The 21628-nt window shown below is 58.0% G+C and carries 22 protein-coding genes and 1 pseudogene; 10 read left to right on the top strand and 13 right to left on the bottom strand.

Annotation, left to right across the window (positions count from 1 at the left end; all coding sequences use genetic code 11):
* Positions 1–91: 91 nt before the first annotated feature.
* On the top strand, positions 92–580 hold the full coding sequence (locus U5A08_RS25570) for a TIGR00645 family protein (RefSeq protein ID WP_017847323.1): 489 nt from the start codon (positions 92–94) through the stop codon (positions 578–580).
* Between the two features lie 15 nt (positions 581–595).
* On the opposite strand, the gene U5A08_RS25565 is transcribed toward U5A08_RS25570, so the two are convergent.
* The 6 genes from U5A08_RS25565 to U5A08_RS25540 all read right to left on the bottom strand — a co-directional run bounded on the left by U5A08_RS25565 (position 596) and on the right by U5A08_RS25540 (position 8668).
* Positions 596–2035, bottom strand: coding sequence for an ArnT family glycosyltransferase (locus tag U5A08_RS25565; RefSeq protein WP_321849077.1), 1440 nt, complete (start codon positions 2033–2035; stop codon positions 596–598).
* 158 nt (positions 2036–2193) lie between these two features.
* The gene (locus tag U5A08_RS25560) at positions 2194–4356 is read right to left on the bottom strand and encodes a methyl-accepting chemotaxis protein (protein ID WP_321849076.1); all 2163 of its coding nucleotides are present in this window, start codon (positions 4354–4356) and stop codon (positions 2194–2196) included.
* Positions 4357–4487: 131 nt separating this feature from the next.
* Entirely contained in the window at positions 4488–5627 is a 1140-nt protein-coding gene (locus U5A08_RS25555; protein ID WP_321849075.1) for an HD-GYP domain-containing protein, read from the bottom strand.
* A 76-nt stretch (positions 5628–5703) separates the two neighbouring features.
* Positions 5704–6636: a chemotaxis protein CheV gene (locus U5A08_RS25550; RefSeq protein WP_253399252.1), complete on the bottom strand. Its 933-nt coding sequence runs from the start codon at positions 6634–6636 to the stop codon at positions 5704–5706.
* 419 nt (positions 6637–7055) lie between these two features.
* The gene (locus U5A08_RS25545) at positions 7056–7613 is read right to left on the bottom strand and encodes a histidine phosphatase family protein (RefSeq protein ID WP_253400444.1); all 558 of its coding nucleotides are present in this window, start codon (positions 7611–7613) and stop codon (positions 7056–7058) included.
* Between the two features lie 17 nt (positions 7614–7630).
* Positions 7631–8668: an SDR family oxidoreductase gene (locus U5A08_RS25540; RefSeq protein WP_321849074.1), complete on the bottom strand. Its 1038-nt coding sequence runs from the start codon at positions 8666–8668 to the stop codon at positions 7631–7633.
* A gap of 131 nt (positions 8669–8799) precedes the next feature.
* On the opposite strand from U5A08_RS25540, the gene U5A08_RS25535 reads away from it, so the two are divergent.
* Positions 8800–9675, top strand: a complete 876-nt coding sequence (locus U5A08_RS25535; RefSeq protein WP_321849073.1) for a LysR family transcriptional regulator — start codon at positions 8800–8802, stop codon at positions 9673–9675.
* Between the two features lie 117 nt (positions 9676–9792).
* Here U5A08_RS25535 and U5A08_RS25530 read toward each other — a convergent pair whose 3' ends face one another.
* Entirely contained in the window at positions 9793–10185 is a 393-nt protein-coding gene (locus U5A08_RS25530) for a tautomerase family protein (RefSeq protein WP_321849072.1), read from the bottom strand.
* 87 nt (positions 10186–10272) lie between these two features.
* Between U5A08_RS25530 and U5A08_RS25525 the strand changes: the two genes are divergently transcribed.
* Both U5A08_RS25525 and U5A08_RS25520 read left to right on the top strand, forming a co-directional pair.
* Positions 10273–10806 (top strand): LysR substrate-binding domain-containing protein, encoded by a 534-nt coding sequence (locus U5A08_RS25525; RefSeq protein WP_321849071.1) that lies wholly within the window; start codon positions 10273–10275, stop codon positions 10804–10806.
* A 119-nt stretch (positions 10807–10925) separates the two neighbouring features.
* Positions 10926–11960 carry an alpha/beta hydrolase family protein gene (locus U5A08_RS25520; RefSeq protein ID WP_321849070.1) on the top strand — a complete coding sequence of 345 codons (1035 nt, stop codon included), beginning with the start codon at positions 10926–10928 and terminating at the stop codon, positions 11958–11960.
* A 59-nt stretch (positions 11961–12019) separates the two neighbouring features.
* Here the strand turns inward: U5A08_RS25520 and U5A08_RS25515 are convergent, their stop codons facing one another.
* Both U5A08_RS25515 and U5A08_RS25510 read right to left on the bottom strand, forming a co-directional pair.
* A complete protein-coding gene (locus tag U5A08_RS25515; RefSeq protein WP_321849069.1) occupies positions 12020–12616 on the bottom strand; it encodes an NADPH-dependent FMN reductase in 597 nt (198 codons plus the stop codon).
* A gap of 29 nt (positions 12617–12645) precedes the next feature.
* Positions 12646–13608, bottom strand: coding sequence for a GlxA family transcriptional regulator (locus tag U5A08_RS25510; RefSeq protein WP_321849067.1), 963 nt, complete (start codon positions 13606–13608; stop codon positions 12646–12648).
* A 95-nt stretch (positions 13609–13703) separates the two neighbouring features.
* Here U5A08_RS25510 and U5A08_RS25505 point away from each other — a divergent pair, with 95 nt between their 5' ends.
* Positions 13704–14147, top strand: a complete 444-nt coding sequence (locus U5A08_RS25505; RefSeq protein WP_253399219.1) for a tautomerase family protein — start codon at positions 13704–13706, stop codon at positions 14145–14147.
* Between the two features lie 184 nt (positions 14148–14331).
* On the top strand, positions 14332–14988 hold the full coding sequence (locus tag U5A08_RS25500) for a VOC family protein (RefSeq protein ID WP_321849065.1): 657 nt from the start codon (positions 14332–14334) through the stop codon (positions 14986–14988).
* Between the two features lie 9 nt (positions 14989–14997).
* Here the strand turns inward: U5A08_RS25500 and U5A08_RS25495 are convergent, their stop codons facing one another.
* Both U5A08_RS25495 and U5A08_RS25490 read right to left on the bottom strand, forming a co-directional pair.
* Positions 14998–15348, bottom strand: a complete 351-nt coding sequence (locus U5A08_RS25495; protein WP_321849064.1) for a GNAT family N-acetyltransferase — start codon at positions 15346–15348, stop codon at positions 14998–15000.
* 244 nt (positions 15349–15592) lie between these two features.
* Complete coding sequence (locus U5A08_RS25490; RefSeq protein WP_253399214.1) at positions 15593–16516, bottom strand: LysR family transcriptional regulator; 924 nt, start codon at positions 16514–16516, stop codon at positions 15593–15595.
* 143 nt (positions 16517–16659) lie between these two features.
* Between U5A08_RS25490 and U5A08_RS25485 the strand changes: the two genes are divergently transcribed.
* Both U5A08_RS25485 and U5A08_RS25480 read left to right on the top strand, forming a co-directional pair.
* Complete coding sequence (locus U5A08_RS25485) at positions 16660–18219, top strand: MFS transporter (protein WP_253400443.1); 1560 nt, start codon at positions 16660–16662, stop codon at positions 18217–18219.
* Between the two features lie 23 nt (positions 18220–18242).
* Complete coding sequence (locus tag U5A08_RS25480) at positions 18243–18653, top strand: MFS transporter (protein ID WP_253399212.1); 411 nt, start codon at positions 18243–18245, stop codon at positions 18651–18653.
* A 30-nt stretch (positions 18654–18683) separates the two neighbouring features.
* On the opposite strand, the pseudogene tnpC reads toward U5A08_RS25480, so the two are convergent.
* Positions 18684–20156: pseudogene (gene tnpC, locus U5A08_RS25475) on the bottom strand (IS66 family transposase).
* Between the two features lie 69 nt (positions 20157–20225).
* Positions 20226–20534 carry an IS66 family insertion sequence element accessory protein TnpB gene (gene tnpB / locus U5A08_RS25470; protein ID WP_321849063.1) on the bottom strand — a complete coding sequence of 103 codons (309 nt, stop codon included), beginning with the start codon at positions 20532–20534 and terminating at the stop codon, positions 20226–20228.
* 364 nt (positions 20535–20898) lie between these two features.
* On the opposite strand from tnpB, the gene U5A08_RS25465 reads away from it, so the two are divergent.
* Complete coding sequence (locus U5A08_RS25465) at positions 20899–21246, top strand: DUF1413 domain-containing protein (protein WP_232590830.1); 348 nt, start codon at positions 20899–20901, stop codon at positions 21244–21246.
* Positions 21247–21329: 83 nt separating this feature from the next.
* A complete protein-coding gene (locus U5A08_RS25460; RefSeq protein WP_232590829.1) occupies positions 21330–21620 on the top strand; it encodes a hypothetical protein in 291 nt (96 codons plus the stop codon).
* The last annotated feature ends 8 nt before the right edge of the window (positions 21621–21628 follow it).

Raw genomic sequence — 21628 nt, 5'->3', positions numbered from 1 at the left:
ATGCCGCTCAGGTCAGTTTTCTCACGGTTACAGGTGTTTGGAAGCGGCTGGTATACTCGGCGCCATTTCTAGCCAAGCTGTGTGAGATTCAATGGAACGCTTTATCGAAAATACGATGTACGCCTCGCGCTGGTTGCTGGCGCCGATCTACCTGGGGCTGTCCCTGGGCCTGTTGATCCTGGCACTGAAATTCTTCCAGGAAATCATTCACGTCGTTCCCAATATCTTCAGCATGCTCGAATCGGAAGTGATCCTGCTGCTGTTGTCGTTGATCGACATGGCGCTGGTCGGCGGCCTGCTGGTGATGGTGATGATCTCCGGCTACGAGAACTTCGTCTCGCAGCTGGACATCGATGAAAACAAGGAAAAACTCAACTGGCTGGGGACCATGGACTCTTCGTCGCTGAAGATGAAAGTGGCCGCGTCCATCGTGGCGATTTCCTCCATCCACCTGCTGCGCATCTTCATGGACGCCAAGAACGTCGATCCGCAGCATTTGATGTGGTACGTGATCATCCACATGACCTTCGTGGTCTCGGCGTTCGCCATGGGTTACCTGGACAAGCTCACCAAGCACTGATCCCCCGCGCCGGCCTTACTGCCCGATGAAGTAGTAAGGCTGGCGATTGATTGCCATCTCCTTGATCACCGTGACCTTGCCGGTCAGTTGGTCGGTGTTATCCAGCAGCGCGACGTTGCCGGGGGCGGCGGCCAGGTAACTGCGCAGTTCTGGCTCGGTTTGCAGAATCGGCAAGTAGGCCTGCAGATAAAACACGCTGGCGCCGTCGATGCGCTCGTTGGGCCGGAACAATGCGACTTTTTTGCCTTCGGCCTGCAGTGCCTGGATCTGACTCACTACGGGCACGAACGACTGTTTTTTGTCGGCTTTTGGCGCGAACCAGAATGCCGCGCCCAGGTAGCAGGCGATGAGCAGGGTGAACACGCCGCCGATCACGATTTTATGCGGCGCGTACAGCGCCGGTTTGTGATCTTTCAGCCATTGCAGCAGTACCCGCGCGTACTCCGCAGCCAGTACGGCGGCGGCTGGCGTCAGCGCCATCAGGTACACCGTGCGCTTGCTGGAGGCCAGGGTCAGCAGGGTAAATTGCGCCACCAGCCAGACGCAGAAAAACAGACGGTAGCGGTTGTGCACCAGGCTTTTGCGGAAGTGCCAAAGCCCCAGGTACACCAGGATATTCCACGGCAAAAAGGCTTCGGGCAGTTTGGCGATGTAGTAGTAGAACGGCTCGTAATGCCCGGCTTCGACAAACGAACCGCTGAACCGCCCGACGCTGTTGGTCCACAGCACTTCGCCCACCGCCTGCATCCCGCCGCGCTGGAACAGAAACCCCAGCCAGATCAGCAGCGGCACCAAGGCCAACAGGGTAAACAGTGCCGGGCGCAGCCAATCGCCGATGCGCAGGCGTTTGTCCATCCAACTGGTACACACCAGGTACACAAAGATCACGATGCCCGGCATCGCCAGGCCCAGCACGCCTTTACTCAGGGTGGCGACCACCATCCCGGCCGTAAACATGGCCCAGGCCCAGGCGGTTGAGCCCTGGCGCTCGGACGCCGGCCGCATCGCCTGGTAGAACGCCAGCAGCGCGGTAGTCACGCCCAGGCTGAGCAACGCATCTTCACCCACGCCGCGCACGTTGCCCCAGTAACTGGCCATGGTCGCCAGGATCAGTGCCGCGCAGAACGCCAGGATCTGCGGTCGCCCGAACCGGCGCAGCATCCCGTAGAGCAGCATCACGCTGAACAACCCGGCAAACGCCGAGGCCAGGCGCACGGCCCAGGGTGTGCCGCCAAACAAGCGGATCGCGCCGGCGTCGAGCCACAGGCTCAGGGGCGGTTTTTCCAGGAACGGCTCACGAAACAGGCGTGGCACCACCCAATCGTTGTCCAGGTGCATGGCCATCGCGATCCCGGCGACGCGGGCTTCGGTGGAGCCTTGCAGCTCATGGTTTCCAAGGGCGAAGAAGAACAACAGACCAGCAAGCAGGAGCAGCAGAGGAACGGGACGCGTCATTGGGGCTGGCTACCGGGGCAGGGGACCGTTCGGGGGAACGGCTCGCAGTCGGTGAGTATAGGGAGGCGATTCTTAATATTTCATGAATGGGCACAGGAATTGTGCGGCGGGACCGGGGCGGTGGTTTATTTCCGCCCCGGCTTCACTGCAGATAGACGTTATGTCGCTTTGACTTTAAACCGGCTCAACCCTTGCTGCATGGAACTGGCTCGTTCCGACAGGTTGCGGGCGGCCACCGCGCACTGTTGGGAGTTGGCCTGATTCTGCTGGGTGACTTCATCGATCTGCTCCAGACCGAGGCTGGCCTGCTGCAAGCCGGAAGCCTGTTCACTGGAGGCTTGGTAGATCAACGACACCAGGCTGGAAACGGTACTGGTGCCGGTGACGATGTTGCGCAACGAGTCGGCCGTGCGACCGGCGATGACCATGCCGCGTTGCGTCTTGGTCGACGAGTCGGCGATCAGCGCCGCGGTTTGCTGGGCGGCTTCGGCGCTGCGGGCGGCGAGGCTCCTGACTTCATCGGCGACGACGGCAAAGCCGCGGCCCAATTCCCCGGCGCGTGCCGCCTCGATTGCTGCGTTCAAGGCCAGCAGGTTGGTCTGGGCGGCGATGTTGTCGATGGTGGTGATGATGGCGGTGATGTCTTTGCCCGAATTGTCGATTTCCGCCATGGCGGCGATCAATTCGCTCATCAGCTTGTCACTTTCCCCTGCGTCGGCGCGTGAGGCCTGGGATTGTTCGTCGGCCTTTTTCGCATTGGCGGCGTTGTCGGAGGTCTGCGCGGCCATCTGCGTCATGACGGCACTGATTTCAGTGATGGACGATGCCGAATTGGACGCGCCGTCGGACAACGACTGGCTCAACTCGGTGACCTGTGCGGAGCTGCCGGTGATTTGCGTGGCGCTGGCCTGCACCTGGGAAATCAAGGTGTTCAGGTTGCCGACCATTTTCTCCAGGGACTTGCCCAACGTGTCGTTGGGGGAGGACAACCGCACCTCCAGGTCCAGATCGCCTTCGGAGATACGTTCAGCCACACGGACCTGACGCTGCAGGCTTTCAGACATCTCGTTCAAGGCCAAGGACAACTGGCCGACTTCATCTTCGGATTTTTGCACCAGGCGACGCGAGAAATCCCCCAGGCTGATGTTGGCCGCCAAGGCGGCGGCTTCACGAATCGGCCCGACGATTTTTGCGGTAGCGAACCACAGCGCCAGCAATGCCAGCAATGAGATGCCCAGGCCGACCGAGATCTGCCAGATACTGCTGCTGACGCCACGCGATTGCAGTTCCTTCTCCAGGGTAATGGCCTGGCTCATGACCACCGCCTTGGGCAGGTGGATCAAGATGGCCCAGGGTTTTCCGGTGCGACCCAGGGTGATCGGCATCTGTACTTCGATTTCCTGCGAGTCCTGGTTCAGGCGGCTGTCGCCCTGGCCTTTCTGCACATTGGCCAGCACCTTATCCCAGGTGTCGGGTAGCAATGCCTTCAATGGCTGACCGATCAGTTCTGGCCGTTTACTGTCGGCCACCACCAGCCCCTGATTGCTCAGGATCGACACCGAGCCTTTGCCGTCATAGAGGTCGGCGGACATTTGCTCGCTGAGTTTCTGGATAAACGAAATGTCGAAGTCCGCACCGACCACGCCGTAAAACTTGCCATTGGCGGTGATCGGCACCGAAAGCGTGGTCAGCCACACATTTTTGCCTTGCACCACGTAGGGGATGGGGTCGAGCACGCTTTCTTTCTGGGTATCCCGGGGGCCGCTGTACCAGCCGCCCTTGAGCACGCCATTGGGGTGGCGGGCATCGGAGTCGTACTCGACCAGCGGTTGTACCGCGACATGGCCGTCCGAGCTGCGTGTCCAATAGGGCGTGAAGCGGCCGGTCAACGGGTTGTTGCCGCCCTCGTTGTTACGAAACGCTTGGTCCTGGCCGTCCAGCGCATCCGGCTCCCAGCACGAATACGTGCCGTTGAACTCGGGGTTGTCCTTAAGCACGCTGAGCAACATCGTATTGATCTGGTCGCGGCCCAGCGTCAGCGGGCTTTGCGCACTTTTACTCGCACCCAGCGTATTGGCCAGCGTGCGTGCCGAGTCCAAGGCATTTTGCAGTTTCGCTTTGATGGCGTTGGCACGGGACTCCGCCAGGTTTTGCACTTCGCGGATGGTGGCACTTTCAATCAATGCTGAAACTTCAGTGCCCACGTAGGCTTGATTGGCGGTTGAGGAGTACAACCCATATGACACCAGGCTCGCGCAAGAGATTAACAGGCAGAGTCCGGCGGTGAAGCAAATCTGAGTCTGTAATGAGTTGAATTTCATGATATTTCCTGCCCACGCTAGTAGTTGCCGAAATAATTGGATGTCGGCATTTCAGTTGTTTTTGTTCGCAAGGCTTACTGCTTGATCATGGGCTGCTTAGGCATATAAATGCGGTACAGCTGGGTAGTCGCTTAGTTCTGTTCGGACACCTTATCGTCGAGCCATAAACGTTCGGTATTTTTAAAGCCATAGCGCTGTGGCGGCACGCGCGCAATGATGCGATCGGTTTGTTCGGGATCACTCAGGTCGACTATTTTTGGGGTGATGTAGATATTTAACACCGGCAAGAAGAATAACTTTATTTTTGGCGTCAATAATGAGTCGGGATGCTGTTCGATCACCACGCCGATACTGCCACTTTTCAATTGAACGATAGACCCGACCGGATAAATGCCCACGGACTTCAAAAACGCGCGGAACACCTCATCATCGAAATGCCCGTCCCAGGTCGACATTTGCTGAATGGCGACGGCGGGGTCCCAGCCTTGGTTGTAGGATCGGTCCGAGGTGATTGCGTCATAGACATCGCAAACGGCGGCCATTCGCGCAAAAAGACTGATCTGGTCGCCCGCCAACTGATGGGGGTAGCCGCTGCCGTCGACCCGTTCATGGTGGTGCAGGCAGACATCCACGACCAAGTCGCACAGCTGCGAGGTCGCGAGCAGGGTTTTCTCGCCTTCCAGCGGGTGGGTGCGGACCAGCTCTAATTCGTCACTGCTCAAGTGTCCAGGCTTGTTGAGGATGGCGCCCGGTATGGCCATTTTGCCAATGTCATGCAGCAGGCCGGCCATTCCCACCCGGCGAATCAACGCAGCAGGCAGGTTCAACTGGTTGCCCAGGGCAATCATCAGTGCGCACACGGCGACCGAATGCATATAGGTGTAATCGTCGAGGCTTTTCAGGCGTGCCAGGCTGATAAAGGCATTGGGATGACGTGCGATCGAAGAGGAAATATCGTCGACCAGCGCGCCGATATGTTCCAGCTCCAGGGCGCGGCCCATGCGGGCATGGCTGAACATTTCGACCACGGCGGTCTTGGCGCGGGCACAGATTTCCTGGGCGGCGACCAACTCCTCGTTCATGCCGGTGGGGGCGATCGCAGCCGCTGCGGGCGCAGGGGCCGGGTCTGATAATTGAGGCGTCTCGGCAAGCTGCGCGCCACAGCCCATGGCGCACTGGATGTCCGACTGCGGATCGCGCGCGCCACCCTTCCAGAATGGCCTGGCCTCGTTGCCTGATACTAGATGATAGAGCTCATTACATTTCGACATGATCTGCCCTCTGTTGATTTTGTTCTTATTTGCTTCCTTACAGCCTCCTTGGCTTGAGTGTTGTAGTGATAGAGCGTCAGTTCGGGTTGGCGGCTTTGATACGTGAGACGACACGACCGGCGAGGTCATCGGGGCGGAACTTGGCCAGGAAGTCATCGGCGCCGACTTTTTTGACCATGGCCTGGTTGAAGCCCCCCGAGAGCGAGGTGTGCAGCACAATGTGCAGGTTGGCCATGCGCGGGTCGTTACGGATCTCGGCGGTCAAGGTGTAGCCGTCCATCTCCGGCATCTCGATGTCGGAGATCATCATCAGAAACTCTTCATCTGGCTTGCGCCCTTCGTCGAGCATGGCGCGCAGGTAGTCAAGCGCTTGTCGGCCATCGTTCAAGGCCACCACCTCGACGCCCACGGTTTCCAGGCAGCGGGTCACCTGTTTGCGCGCGACCATCGAGTCGTCCACGGTCAACACACGCAGGTGTCGGGCTTGCTGGTTGACGTCGTGATCGATCACGCCGCTGGATATTTCCTCGGACGATGGCGATATTTCTGTCAGCACCTTTTCAACATCGATGATCTCGACCAAGCGATCGTCCGTGCGGGTGACGGCCGTCAGGTAGTTGTTCTCACCACTGCCCTTGGGCGGCGGATGAATGTCTTCCCAGTTCAAATTGACGATGTGCTCGACCGCGTAGACGAGGAAGCCCTGAACGCGATTGTTGTACTCCGTAAGTATTATAAAAGCGCTTTCCTGATCCTCGACCCCGGGCAGTCCCGTTGCCATGGCAAGGTCAAGAATAGGGATGCAGACACCTCGGATATTGGCCACGCCACAAATGTTGCCATTAGACTTTGGTATCGAGGATAATTTCGGGCAGCGTATAACTTCCCGGACTTTAAACACGTTGATCCCATACAGTTGCTGATTGTTGAAGCGGAATAGCAACAGTTCGAGCCTGTTCTGCCCGACCAGTTGTGTGCGGCTGTTAACTGAGGCCAATACTCCGGTCATACACACTCCTTGCATCCTGGTGGACAACGTTGATGTCGTAATGACATTAGCATATGTAGGGGGATGTAAAATATATGTGAAAGAAAAGACTGGCAAGATTTATGGTTAAAACGATATGAGGGCAGGTGAATGTCTATTCGCACGGATGTTTTAAATAGTTAGTTGGCTAACTTGCTATTTGTTATTGTTGAGAATGATTTAGATCGATGTCTTTTAGACTGCCCGCGAAGTTCGGCAATTCATGTCGTTCGAGGCGCCGGGGAGACGCAACCGTCGAATCTCCGGCCGAGCCTCCCTTCAAGCCGACAGGGCCGTAGCGCAATGCCCAGGCTTTGCCCGTCAAGTTGAACGAGCGCTCCAGCGCCTCATATTGGTGCGCTGATACACAAGGTTCGGGCTGCCCAGACGGTTACGGGCGATCAGCCGATCACCGTTGATACACCACCGTATTGATAGACCGACGCACTCCAATATCGGCTGCCGTTACGCTGTTGGCAGGTCCAACCGTCGGCGAGCAGTTGTTTGGCAATCATTCGATTCATCACGCCATGACCGAGCAGCAAAACCGGCCCCTCATCGGCAAGGGACTGCAGCCGTTGAGCTGCCGTGTTGGCGCGCAGCCTCGCGGCGCCGGCGGACTCGACATTGCGCGAGTAACCGCACAGCCATAAGACCCGAAAGATAAATGCCCAGGTAAACGGAGAGAGTCGGGGACGTCGCCAGTCACCGTGAGGCAGTTGCGCTTCGCAGAACAGCGCGTCAACGACCGCCGGCTCCAGCCCTAGCGCCTGGACGGAGGTCAATGCACGCGGTGCGTTGCTTGAAACGAGCACCGTGGCGGTGGCGGCGAGTTGCGTGCTGGCATCCGGAGCCGGATGGCGGATGATTTCGGAGTGGTTGTATTGCTCGATCCAGTCTTTCATCTCGAGCATTGAGATTTTTTCGGTCGTGGCCAGCTTTGGCTGGCCGTGACGCATCAGGATGATTGTCTTGCTCACTGTGTGTTTTCGTCCTTGTTTGGCTTAAACCAGCCATGTTTCCGATACCACGCCACAGTGTCAGAAATGGTCTGCTCCAGCACGCGAAAACTCAGACCTAGCTCTTGTTCACTTTTGCGGTGGTTAAAACAGGTGCGGTGCTCCTCTCGTATCAATAGGCGCAACGTCGCCATGCTCAGCAAAATGGGCTTGCCGGTAAGGCGCGCGTAGACCTCCTGCACCGCCGCCAATAGGTAGAGCGCGGGCAGTGGCAGTTGCCGAGCAGGGGTTTTGACGCCCGCTATACGCCCCAGGACAGGTACCAACTGGCGCATGGTCAAGTTGCGACCGGCCGCGAGGTAGCGCTCTCCTCGCCGTCCATTCTGGGCTGCGGCAATCGAGGCCCATGCCACATCACGGGCATCGACGACGGAGAAGGTGCCGGGGATCAGCCCGGGTAACGTGCCGTTGATGACATCTTTGACCAATTGTCCCGAGGACGTCGGGCCCATATCGCCAGGCCCCCACATCCAGCCGGGCAGAACCATGCAGGCATGCATCTGGGGATGGGTTTCAAGAAAGGTCAAGACGACACGGTCAGCGAGGATTTTGCTGCGGTAGTAGTCATCCGCATCGGCTTCGGCCCGTAGGCATGTCTCATCGATAGAGGTGCCAGGGGCTCCGTCGAGCACGGCAATCGACGAGGTATGCACAAACCGGCGTATCCCTGCGCGGTAGGCCTGGTGAAGCAGGTCTCGCGTACCGGCGACATTGATCTTTTCGAGTTCTTCCCAGTGGTTGCCACCCTTGTAGTTATCGCGAAAGAACGCCGCCGTATGAAACACCGTATCGCAGCCGTGCAGCGATGTTGCGAACGCGTCGACATCGGCCATGTCGCCAACCACCAGTTCCACACTCGGGAGGTCGTTGAACTGCTGCTCACCTTTGGCTCTTGAACGGACCAGGGCTTTGACGGTGTAGCCACGTGCGACCAGTTCCCGCACCAGATTGTTTCCCAGCAAGCCGGTTGCGCCAGTGACGAATGCGTTGCGCATGGGAGCCATAGTCATACATTCCATTCCAGTCGTTTCGAAGGCCGCTAGATATACCGTTGAGGCCGCATCCGAAAAACAGCGACTACTGCATAATGGCTTTGCATATATGCAGACCCTGGAGGATGAGAGGTATGGCGTTGCAGGCAAATTGGGACGATCTGCGTCTGCTGTTGGCCGTCTCGCGGCGTGGCAGTTTTCTTCAAGCGGGCCAACTGCTGGGGGTCGCGGCGTCGACCGTGTCCCGTCGCCTGACCCAACTGGAAGTTGCCCTGGGTGAGCCGCTCGTTGAACGAGGCGTTGACGGCTGCTGGCTGACCTCGCGAGGTCAATCCCTGGTGGAAGTTGCCCTGGCTGCGGAAGCAGGCTTGAGGCGTCAAACGGCGACGGACCTGTCCGGTGAGCAAGCAGAGCTATCTGGCAGTGTCCTGGTCAGTGCCGGGGAGGGGTTTTCTGCCTGTGTGTTGGACGCCGCGAATCGTTTTACGTCCCTGCACCCGCGCTGCTCCGTGGAGTTACTGGTCACCGCCGACTTTCACAAGATCGTCCGCGGGGTGGCCGATATTGCTGTACGCACAGCACACCTGGGCGAGCCATCGCTGATTTATCGACCCATAGGCAAACTCGCCTACGGCGTCTTCGCTGATGCGGGGTACTTGAAGCGTTCCCCAGGCGTGACCCTGGCTACGGCGGTCAACATCGCCTTGCTTCCTCCACTGGATATGCTGCCTCAAATGCGTGCCGCAAAGGCTGCGGGTCTGGACCGTGCGCAGATCAGCGTGAACTCGTTCGCCGTCCAACTGGAGTCGGTGCGGCAAGGCATGGGCGTGGCGGTACTGCCGCGTATTCTGGCGAAGGACCTGAGCGAGTTGTTCCCGGAGCTTGAACTCCCCGAGATGGAGGTCTATCTGGTCACCCGGCCTCAGGCGTTGAAACAGGCGCACATCAGGAGTTTCTTTGACATCTTGGAGCAGGTATTGCTCGAAGTCCTTCACGTCGGCACGCGTTAAAGGGCGAGCTGACAACATCTCAGATCGGCAGGCGCCGAGAGCGTTTGGGGATGCCTTGAAGAGCGAGGAAGACTCGCCTTCGGTTACGCGTCATTCCCTGTGTCGCGGGTTTGGGTCTCAGGGGTGGTGATGTTTATATTCTTGGCTCACGCCACCATACCCATAGGCACTGGCCCTGCAATCGATGACGTGGATGTTTGAGTGTGGGTGCAGGTTGCCGATTTCCTCGGCCAATAGCGCGAAAGCCTCACGCTGAAAGCGCGCCTTCTGCGCTTTGGTGTTCGTCTCATCCGTGATGGTGACCTCCAGGCGGAACGAGTTGTAACCCAGCTCGGCCTGCGAGCGACTGTTGATGAACCATTGCTCATGAGGCACGAAATGCACCATCACAAGCGTCTGCTCCGGGCGTTTCTCCAGCACATCGCAGGTTAGCGTGGTGAGCTGGGACACGATCCCCTGGATTCGCGCAAGGTCAGGTTGGCCAGAGATTTTAAGGGTGATGCCGGGCATGTTGGAGTCCTCGTCGGGAGTAAATGTCTGGCTTAGAGTAAGGAGTGGCTTGAGTGCTGATTTCTGCCCAGCTCGATCGCCGACCTGTTGAAGACACTGCGAGTGCGCTATCCGCACCTTCGCCTGCATGTGTCGGTACGCAAGAGCCTGCAAATCGAGAGCGGGGCGGATTCCGGTGAATTCGATATCGGCCTTTCCATGCGAATTCTCGACGGGCGCAGCCTGCCTGAGGGCTTGCCGGTGCGACGGGAGGCGTTGCGTTGGGTGTCGGTCGCGGGGTTCGAGGCCGAGCGGGAGGAAAATACCCCGTTGCCACTTTTGGTGCTGCCGCAGGGCTGCAGCCTACAGCGCCTCGCCAGAGAGACCTTGGAGGCGCACGAGGTGCCCTACGTGGTTGCGCATTCGGCGTCCGGCGTCGCGGGGCTGCAATCCGCGTTATTGGCAGGGTTGGGTGTCGCTTGTCTGAATGCCTCCGCTGTACCGATGGGGGCGCAGGTCTGCGGGCCGGCGCAACATTTACCGGTATTGCCGGATGTTGAGTTCAGTCTGTTGCCCCCTCGTCCTGGCGAATCCCAATTGGTAAGTGCCGTTCGGGAAATGCTTGCGAGCCAGTTCAGTTAATCGTCCGAGGAGCCAGCAGCGGCTATGGGGGAGTTGCGAAATGCATGCACTGCGTCAGGGATTGGCACTGAGATTCGAGCCTATCGGCCGGGACTCTTGAAAGGAAAAAAGGAGTGACTATGCATAAAGAAATCTGGATGAAACGTTACCGCGTAAAGTTGATTTGCGTCGTTTGTCTCATCGTGGCTACCGCTTTGGTTGTGCTTGCGCGGCTTGACACTTATGGTCTGGATCGCAGAGCCAGCGAACCTTTTGCATTCGACGCAAATGGACTGCGCCTGGTCGGTACGCTCTGGCTGCCTGATCACGCTGCAACAGCGGCAGTCGTTCTGGTTCACGGGGATGGCCCCCAGGATCGCACGTCGCAGCAAGGCTACGATCCACTCATCAACGCGCTGCTCGACGCAGGCATCGCGGTTGTTTCGTGGGATAAACCGGGCATCGGGGACTCGCCGGGGAATTGGCTCCGCCAGTCCATGACGGACCGCTACGTGAATGTGCGCAGCGCGTTGTCCGCCCTGCGCAGTAAGCTGCCAGGAATGCCTGTCGGTGCGCTTGGTTTTTCACAAGCCGGCTGGGTACTGCCCCGCCTGGCGTCGGGGGATGCGGACTTTCTTGTGCTGGTCGGAGGCGCCGTATCCTGGCAACGGCAAGGCGACTATTACACGCGGACGCGGTTGCAACGCTCCGGGATGTCCGCGGCTGACATCGACACAACGATGGCTCAGATCGCCGCCGCCGATGAGCGTTTGTTTGCCTCTGCGCAGGTGCCGCCGGTTGCCCTTCTGGACGGCATGAGCGCCGAGCGATGGGCGTTTGTGCGGCGCAATCTTCACGAAGACGCAACCGGGGCCTTGGAAAAACTCGACATTCCACTGCTCGCGCTGTGGGGCGCGGACGATCTGAATGTCGACCCCGAAGCCAACGCAACCCTCTTCCGAAAGACGGTTGGGGGCAATCATCGCGCCAATCGGATTGAAGTCATACCGGATGCAACCCATGGGCTCTTGAGGGCGGGTTCCTACAACACGCAACTCACCAGTGAATGGTCCTGGTTCACCACGATGAGGTTCCTGATGGAAAGTCGTCATGCCTACGCACCAGGCGCGCTTGAAACGATAAACCAGTGGGTGCTTGCAAGAGCCAGTCAGTAGAGGCACTGGCTGCCAGTGTTGGAAATCACCGTGTGCGGCCAACCACTCGACAAACCATGTCAAAGCTCTTGAGTTTCGAGACGCCGTTTAAACGCGCCGAGCGCAGTACTCATCTGTGGGCCTATCACCGGGTCGGCGGCAATGCCCTCAGCACTCGACTGGCTGGACAGGAGGTTCACCGTCATTGACGCGTCCTCGATGATGCTCGCCGACATCGTCTCCAGGACCAGCCGCAATGCGGCTTGCGCATGACTGGCTCTGGGCGATGCGTTGAACAGCGCGACAGGCTTGCCCGGAAACTCTTCACTGCTCACGAGCCAATCGAGCATGTTTTTGAATGCGCCGGGAATACCTCGGGCGTACTCGGGGCACGAAATCAACAGCCCATCCGCCTGCCCGATAATGGCGCGTAACGCTATGACCACCTCGGGGGGATCTTCGAGCAGATCCGGGTTGAAGTGAGGCAAGTCACCGATGCCTTCGTAATGTGCGACCTGGACCCCTTCGGGGCATAGCAGCTCAGCTGCGCGTAGCAAAATCGAGTTGGAGGAGGCCTGACGCAGGCTTCCCGAAACAGCAAGCAGACGCACCATTTCAATTCCGTTTGTGATTCGTGAATCGGTGAAGTTTGGCACGAGCTGAGCGTCATGCACCATTGCGGTATAGCCATCGCCATTACGCGAGATTATTGGCGCAGTTGTTTTGGCGAGGCGTTCAACAGGCGGCGCATGAGTCGCCGCAGGGCCGTGGCATCTTGGTATCCCACCTGTGCGGCGATAGATTCAACGGAGTGCCTGCTGGTTTCCAGCAGCACGCGGGCTCGGTTCAATTGCACACGTTGGATCAGATTCCGCGTTGAAAGACCGGTCGCTTTTTGAAGGTGCCGGGACAGCGTTCGCTCAGACATGCCGACGTGCGCTGCAAGGCTTGGCACACTGGGCGGATGGGGCAGTTGCGCTTCTATATAGGCGGAGAGGTTGGCGACCAGCGTATTGCCCTGAGCCATGATTGCCGGGTTGATGAAGGGGGATTGCAACTGTCGGCCATCGAGTAGAAGGGCCTTGCCCAACGCGTCGGCGAGCTCCGGCGACAGACGTCTGCGCAGCAGGTGCAGCATCAGGTCAGTTTGCGCGAAGGCTGCGCCGGCGGTCGTCAGGGGCGGATCGCGGAGCACCATGACGTTGGGGTCGACAATGCAGTCAGGCGCCATGCGCGACAGGCAGGGGGCGAGCCACCAGGAAGTCGTCACCCGTCGCCCGGTGAGTAGCCCTGCGGCATGCAGGAGAAACACCGCCGAGCACGAAGCTGCAATCTCTTTGCCTTGATTCACATGTGCCTTCAGCGCTGGCAGTGTCTGAAGGACCGAGTCTTCCTCAAGACGCTGCAACAGCGCGTCGAAGTCGCTGATGCCAAGGCCCGGAATGACCCAGCAGGAGTTGTCCTCGACGTCTGTGGTCAGCGCGTCAACCTGCAACAGCATGCCGTGGCCCAGCGTAATCAGCCCTGGTTGCGGCCCACAAACGCGCCAGCGTGGCACGGCAAGGCCGCGCCGCTGCGCCAGTGTGGCGGCGGTGCCGAGGATGTCCAGGGTGGCTGCGACGCTTGAGGCGAACGACCCGGGAAAGACGAGGACAGTGAAATCGTACATTGTCCGATTATGCCCGAAAGAAGACGAATCGGTCACTTATCGAGAGACGGGATAACTGGCCCAATGGCGCCTCCAGTCAACCGCGAGGTTTCGCTATGCCAAACATCCTGATCAAGGTGCCTACCGGCGCTTTCAACCTGCCACAACGCCACCAGTTGCTTCGCAGCGTGAGCGACGTGGCAATGATTAATGAACACATGGGCGATGCCCCTCAGCAACGTATGTTGTGCTGGGTGTTGATCGAGGAAGTGCAGGCCGATCAATGGCTGTGCGGAGGCGTTGCTCCTCATGCCCAGGTTGTCCCGTGCATGGTCATCGTCAAGGTGCCTGCCGGCGTGCTTGATGCACCGATGCGCCAGCGCTACGTGAGTGAACTGCATGGCGCCATACAATCGAGCCTGGCCGCGGGGGATCAGCGCCGGTTGCTGAGCTCGATACAGATCGAGGAGGTTGTTGATGGAACGTGGGGGGCGAACGGCGAGATCTGGCATTTGGCCGACTTCACCCGTGCAGCCGGATACGGGCATCTCGCTGACTAGGATAGGCTGGGCGAGCAAGACGACCTGCCAGCCTTGTACGGCGTCAGGCATCGATGTCCGCACGATCCGCAGGCCTGATCTGAAAGACGTACTCTCACGTCTACCGATGCGGTGGGCGAGTGAGGTTGTTGGCTTGTTGCCGAATAAATGCGCAATCAAATCACGGGATTAAAGGGAATTAACGATGGAAGTAGATCACATCTTTATTTGTGTGAATGGTGACGGTCGAGGCGCCGATGCTCTGAAAAACCTCGGGCTGGCTGAAGGAACGCCAAACGTCCACCCCGGCCAAGGCACGGCCAACAGAAGGTTCTTTTTCCGAAATTCGTTCATTGAGCTTTTACATCTCACCGATGAGTCAGACGCTCAAAGTCAGCTAACCGCGCCAACCCAACTCTTTGACCGCCTCACGTGTACGGATGGCGTCGCCTCGCCCTTTGGAGTTTGCTTCAGACCCTCCAGCGTAGACGAGAAACCACTATTTCCGGTCTGGGCGTATCGACCTGCTTACTTACCCGCCGCGCTGAAAGTCGACGTGGGGCATGCGCCAATATCCGAACCGATGTGGTTTTTTCTTGCGTTTGCCAAGAGACCAGATGAGGCGCCTGTTGAGCGAGCGCAGCCGTTTGAACATCCCAACGGCTTTCGCGAGATCACATCGTTGCGCGTTATCACGCCCGACCACCACGCGTTTTCGCCCCCTGCCAACTGCGCAAACCAACTGAAAGGATTTGAAATTGTTCAGGGTGATGAACATCTGCTCTTACTGGAAATCGATCATGGCGCCAGCGGCCAGACCCACGATTTCCATCCCGTGTTGCCGATGATTGTGAACTGGTGATGCATTGGCCTAGAGGGCCCGTTCCATCTTGATGATCTCGATGGAGACCGGGCTGTTGCCTCGGGAGAATGTGCCTTCGCCAATCTTGCGAAAACCGTGGTGCTGGTAGAACTTTTCTGCGGTCAAGGTCGCCTCCAGGTAGGCCCTGGAATGGCCAGTCTCACGGATCTTTTGCAAGGCCGTCTCCAACAGCAGCCTGCCGATGCCCTGGCGCGCTCCGCTGCCGCGTATGAACAGTTTGCTGACTTCATGCCCGTCAACCTCGACAAACCCTAGGACCCCATCGTTTTGCGCCAGCCACACGTTGCCGCCCACGATCGCGTCCCGGTACGTCTGTGGGGAACGCCCGTCCAGCCACATGGCGATCTGTGGTGGGTAATCTGAATTGGCTAAGTAAATTGTTGATTAATAACATTAATAGTGATTTTAATTTTTCGTTGGACTACCAATTGGAATACTGCGCTCCACCTGACCCCCCGTTTGCATTCGATCTGACCAGCACGCTTCGTAACTATGATTGGCAGTGAACTGGCCACAGCGGACGGTCAGCGATTACCGGCACAGCCGCCGCAACCTATAAGGACGGCGCGGTCGCGACAGTGCTTCATGAGCGCGTTGCATCTGGGCTGTCTACGGAAGGAATGGCAAATAGATGCTCGGCGGCAAAGTCCACGAATACCCGGATTTTCGGTGAAAGATGGCGACTGGACGGCCACAATGCCCAGAACTGCCCTTGATCTTCGCTGTGACCGTCGAGCACCGTTTCCAGGCGCCCCTGGGCGATAGCTTCGCGCGCCAGGAAGTCCGGGACAAATGCGACACCGTGCCCATCCACCACGGCCATCAGCATGGCTTCCATATTGTTCAATGTCAGAGCGGTTGGCAGGCGCAACTGCGTGAACTGGGGCGCCGAAGACATACTCCAGTCCATTATTTTACCCGTTGTGACAAATCGGTAACGCAAGCACTCGTGATGCTCGAGGTCACTGATAGTGACGGGCCGTCCCTTACGCCGCAGATAGTCAGGCGATGCGCACAGGACAAACTTAAAAGGCCCCAACTTTCGGGCCATCAGCTTGGAGTCGGCCTGCCCACCGCTGCGAATCACTACGTCAAAGCCTTCATCGATCACATCCACCAACTGGTCGTTGAAATCCAGTTCCAGCTCAATCTCCGGATAGGTTTTGCGGAATCGCGCCATATGGGGCAAGAGAAAGCGATAACCGATAGTGGGCAAGCTGACGCGTAACTTTCCACGGGGTTCCTGTGTTGCATGGGAAAGCATCGCCCGGGCATCTTGAAGATCGTCGAGGATCTTGCGGCAGCGTTCATAGAACAACTGTCCCTCCGCAGTCAGGCTGACTTTGCGGGTGCTGCGGTGCAATAACCGTACATTCAGCGAAGCCTCAAGTTTGGCGACGTTTTTGCCCACGGCCGAGGCAGAAATCCCCAGCGCCCTGGCGGCGCTTATGAAACTGAGCGCCTCGGCGGTTTTTACGAATGAGATCACCCCACTAAGACTGTCCACAACTCGATTACATCCTTTTGGTTCACTATAAGTGGAATAAAAGCCCGTTTATCTTCGATTGTATCCTAACTAGAGTGTACGAACGATCGCGCGCCTCGGCCTGGACAGCACGGATACTTCATAGATATGCAGGGAATCACCTAATGAACTCAGCTACCGAACCGCTGCCGGCCCATGGCCGGCACTCCATATTGGCTGCAATTTGCCTCGCCGCCTTGGTATTGCCCATGAGCTTTACCGGCGGGGCAGTGGCCACGCCGTTCATTGGTCAAACCTTTGATGCCCATCCCACGGAACTGGCCTGGATCACTAATGCCTTCATGCTTAGCTTCGGCAGCCTGCTGATGGCCGCCGGCACCCTCGCAGACCTCTACGGACGCAAGCGACTGTTCATGTGCGGCATGGCGTTGTTTGCAATGGTGTCGATCCTGTTGGCGGCGGTCCCCGATATTTTCTGGCTGGACCTGTTGCGTGGCGTGCAAGGCATCGCCGCGGCGGCAGCCCTGGCCAGCGGTTCGGCGGCACTGGCGCAGGAATTTGATGGGCATGCCAGAACTCGTGCTTTCAGCCTCCTGGGCACCACTTTCGGAGTTGGCCTGGCCTTCGGTCCGTTGTTATCGGGGTTGCTGATCGAGTACTTGGGCTGGCGCGCAATTTTCCTTTTCACGGCCCTGCTCGCCATCCTTTCCTTGATATTTGCCCTGCCGAAAATGCGCGAAAGCCGCGACCCGCAAGCACAGCGTCTGGATACGCCCGGCGTGCTGACGTTTTCCGGCCTGCTGATCATGTTTACCACGGCGGTGATCCTGGCACCTGAGCAGGGCTGGGGCTCGCCGGTCATCCATGCGCTGCTTGGCGCGTCGGCGGTCTTTTTGCTGCTGTTTATCATTGTTGAAAATCGGGCGAAACATCCGATGCTGGAACTGGGTCTATTTCTGTTTCCGCGCTTTGTCGGTGTACAGATCCTGCCGATCGGCACCTGCTATTGCTACATCGTCTTGATCGTATTGCTGCCGTTTCGGTTTATCGGCGTGGAAGGGGCCAGTGCTTTTGAAGCGGGGCTGATGATGTTGGCACTCTCTGCCCCTATGCTGATTGTCCCGATCATTGCCGCGTCGCTAACTCGCTGGTTGTCGGCGGGCGTACTCTGCGCAATCGGTTTCGTGATCGCAGCTGCCGGGCTCTACTGGCTGAGTACGATCCCGGTCGGCACGCACGCGCAGATCATCGCGGCCATGCTGCTGACCGGTATCGGTACAGGCCTGCCCTGGGGTTTGATGGATGGTTTGTCGATCAGCGTGATCCCCAAGGAACGGGCGGGGATGGCCGCTGGTATTTTCAACACGACGCGGGTGGCCAGCGAGGGTGTCGCCCTGGCGATCACTGTTGCGGTGCTGACGGCTCTGGTCGCACACCATCTGAGCATCAGTACCTCGGTCAAACTGTCCGCCGTTGACTATTCAACTATCGCGCAACGCCTGGTGATGGGTGATATCCAGCACGCGAGCACCGACGCCAGCCAAATCCCGCTGACGATACTGCGCTCGGCCTATACCGCCGGGTTCAACACCTTATTGCAACTGCTGGCGATGTTCACGCTGTTCACTGCCGCCGTGGTCTTTCTATTCCTGGGACGCCAAAGCGAAGTCTGCGTCGGTGCCGAATCCACGCCTGATGTCGCCCGTCTCTCATCGGATACCTGAAAGCCGCTTTGGAGCCATGCTTGATGTCGCCTAACACACACTTTACGCCGCTGATTCTGGCGGGCATTGCCTTACTGTGCGGCTTGTCGGTGGCCAATGTCTACTTCAACCAGGCACTGCTGCCGGTCTTCGCCGAAGCCCTGCACGCCGATGCCGGGCAAACCAGCTGGATCGCCACTGCATCGCAGATGGGCTATGCCTTGGGGATGTTGCTGATCGTCCCGTTGGGCGACAGAGTGGCGCCCTTGCGACTCTGTCGCGTACTGCTGGTGTGGACCTCCATCCTGTTATTGCTGGCAAGCCAGGCCACCCAGCTTTCATTCCTGGCAGGCGTCAGCTTCCTGCTCTGCATGGGCACATGTATCCCGCAGGTGCTACTCCCCTACCTGGCCGGGCTAGCCACTGCCGGCGAACGCAGTATATGCGCTCCATAAACCCCACCTATCCCAAGGTGGGTCAACGGTTTACTGTGGCATCTCCGGTGAGCAGTTCCACGGCAGCAAGGCTTCGTAGTCTTCGACCGACGAGGCATGTGGCAACCGCTCCAGTACATGGCGCAGCCACGTATAGGGCTCCTGGCCGTTGAGCTTGGCGGTCTCGACCAAGCTGTAGATCTGGGCGCTGGCGGTGGCACCCTTGGGCGTATCGCTGAACAGCCACGCCTTGCGTCCTATTACAAACGGCTTGATTGCGCTTTCTGCCGCATTGTTGTCGATGGGTAAAAAACCTGCTTCAACGTAGCGCTCCGGCCGGCTCCAGTTGTTCGCCAGATAATGCACAGCCTTGCCCAGTGCACTTTGCGCCGTGACTTGCGGTTGGCTCTTATCCAGCCAGCTTTTCAGTTGGACCAGGATCGGCAAGCTCTTTTCCTGACGAACGATAAACCGTTGTTCATCGCTGGCGTCTTTGGATTCTCGCTCGATGCCGTACAGTTTGTTGATCATCGTCAGCGCGATATCTGCCCGCCCGGTTTTACCCTTGGGCTGCACTTTTTGCGCATCCACGAACTTGCGTCGTGCATGGGCCATGCACGCCAGTCGCTCCACGCCCGACTGCAACGCCAAGGCGTTATAGCCGGCGTAATCATCGGTCATCACATAGCCGCGATAACTGTCCAGCAAGCGCAACGGCACGTCCTGCGCGCGACTGGAGGTGTAGTCGAACAGCACGACTTTCTTGTCCGGGGGGCCGCTGGCCTGCACCCACATCCGGGATTGACTGGTCGGGTCGCGATCCGGCTCCTTCAACACTTGGACGCGGGTTTCATCGCAGTGGATCACCGGGCTTTCCAGCAAGCGGTCGCGCATCAAATTCAGAAGTGGCTGGAAGTGTTCGCTGCACTGGATCACCCAGCGTGCCAGAGTCTGGCGCGCAATCTCGATGCCGTGTCGGCTCAACGGCAAGCCATCAACCTACTTGGTGGTCAACAGCATCGCCAATACGCTGGGGCTGGCCATGCTCTTTTCGATCAACTGAGCCGGTTTGTCGGCGGTGACCGGGGCTGTTTCGCAGCCACGGCAGCCGTAAACCTCGCGGATATGTTTGATCACCCGGATCTGCATCGGCACGATATCCAGCTGTTCGCTGGTTTCTTCGCCGATGACGTGTTTGAGGCAACCGCAGGCACAGGTCAGTTCGTGTTCGGGTAGTTCGTGGATAACTTCGATACGTGGCAGATCGGCCGACAATGGCTTGCGTTTGCCACGGCGGGGTGTCGGCGCAACGGCTTCTTCGTCAGCGTCATCAACGAGCGGCATCGGCTCGCTTTCGGGCTCGTTGAACAGCGCCAGTTGCGGCGTGTTGGGCTCGACCGTTTGTTCGGATTTACGCCCGAACAAACGGTCGCGCAGCAACTTGATTTGTTCTTTCAAGTCGACGATGTGAGTTTGATAAGCCTGGGCAGCTTCTTCCTGACGGCTGAGCGCCTCAAGCAGCAGTTACTTGAGCAAAACAGGATCATCAGGAAGGTCGTTGGGCAGGGAAATCATGGCCCGGATTATACCGGGTCAGGCCACGTAGCGTGGGGTCAAAACCTGATGAGGGCGGTTGCGCCAAAGGTCAAAACCATCGAGTAACCAGTTGAGTTCCTGAACCGTCAGGATGATCGCCTCGTCGCTGACATCGGGCGATGTTTTAAAGCGTTCGGATTCGAGGCGCTTGAGCCAAAGGCAGAAGCCGTTGCGCTCCCAATACAATATCTTCACTCGGTTGCGTGGCTTGTTGAGGAAGACGAAAAGCACGGGGTCGAACACCGCCACTTTGATGTCCAGCTCGACCAGAGCGGCGAGGCCATCGATGGATTTTCGGAAGTCCACGGGTTTGGGGGTAGAGATACACTAATGAGACTTTGGCGTCGGGACGCATCATGACGGACTGGCTCCAGAAAGGATCGGGAGCACCGCATCAGATTTCAACTGGAGGCTTTGAATGTGTAGGTGATAGATCGCTTACGAAAGAGCGGAGATAAGTGATCGGATGTCCCAGTCTTGCATAGCTAAATCGGTTGTCAACGATGCAGGAGCAGCTCCCTGATTTTCACTCGCCAGCTGCGTGAGTGGGCGAATAGGGAATTACGTCACTCGAATAAATTGCATATTTGAGTTGCATGTTGCATTTTTAAATGCAATTGTATTTGAGATTGATCATTGCATTTTTAAATGCGCGCACAAGGGAGCTTCTATGGTTATCTCACTCATGCTTACCCCCGAGCTCGCTGCCTGGGCACAAAAGCAGCCCGACGTATCGGCAACGATTCTAGCTTTGTTGCAAGCGCACGTGAAAAGTACGGATACCCCTGCAGATCGCGCCGCCGCCGTCCTAAAAGAAAACGTCCTGAAATTGCCCGAGGACATGGAGTTCGAGATACCTCAGATCATCGGCCAAGAGGTCTGGCAAACCCTTGATCGCTCCAGCCGGGTGACTTTTGGTAAGCAGGTAAAACGTGATGCAGCGGATTTCGGATTGGAGTTCATCCGCACCACGGCTTCCCGTCATGCGGTGTACAAAAAAATGGTCCTTGCAGGCTGACGACTCAACCTGCAGGCAACATCGAGTAGCACAATTAAAGTGCTTGGAACGCTAGATATGGGGGCTCTATGAAGACTTGGGGAATGCGTAGCAATTTCGACTACCAGGGCACAGTACTGACCGGTACTACTATCACCTATGGCAAAAATAGAAAGATGTATGTCAGTGCCGAGCAGTATGCGGCACTGAGAAAGACCTTCCTTAACCGTGTGGTGCCTATTGGTGCATCTCGGACAAACGCCGATGCTGACAGTATTGGTGCTTGGCTTCAGGCGAATATCACCCCGGTGTCGATCGCTTCTTATGTTGGGCCAATTTTGCTTGGGGGGTATGCGGAACGGGTCGGCAACTCGCATATCCGCATTGTGCGTTAACGCGCGTA

It is taken from the genome of Pseudomonas paraveronii, assembly GCF_963681955.1.
GTDB classification, from domain to species: domain Bacteria; phylum Pseudomonadota; class Gammaproteobacteria; order Pseudomonadales; family Pseudomonadaceae; genus Aquipseudomonas; species Aquipseudomonas paraveronii.
This window is presented reverse-complemented; position numbering and strand designations above follow the sequence as displayed.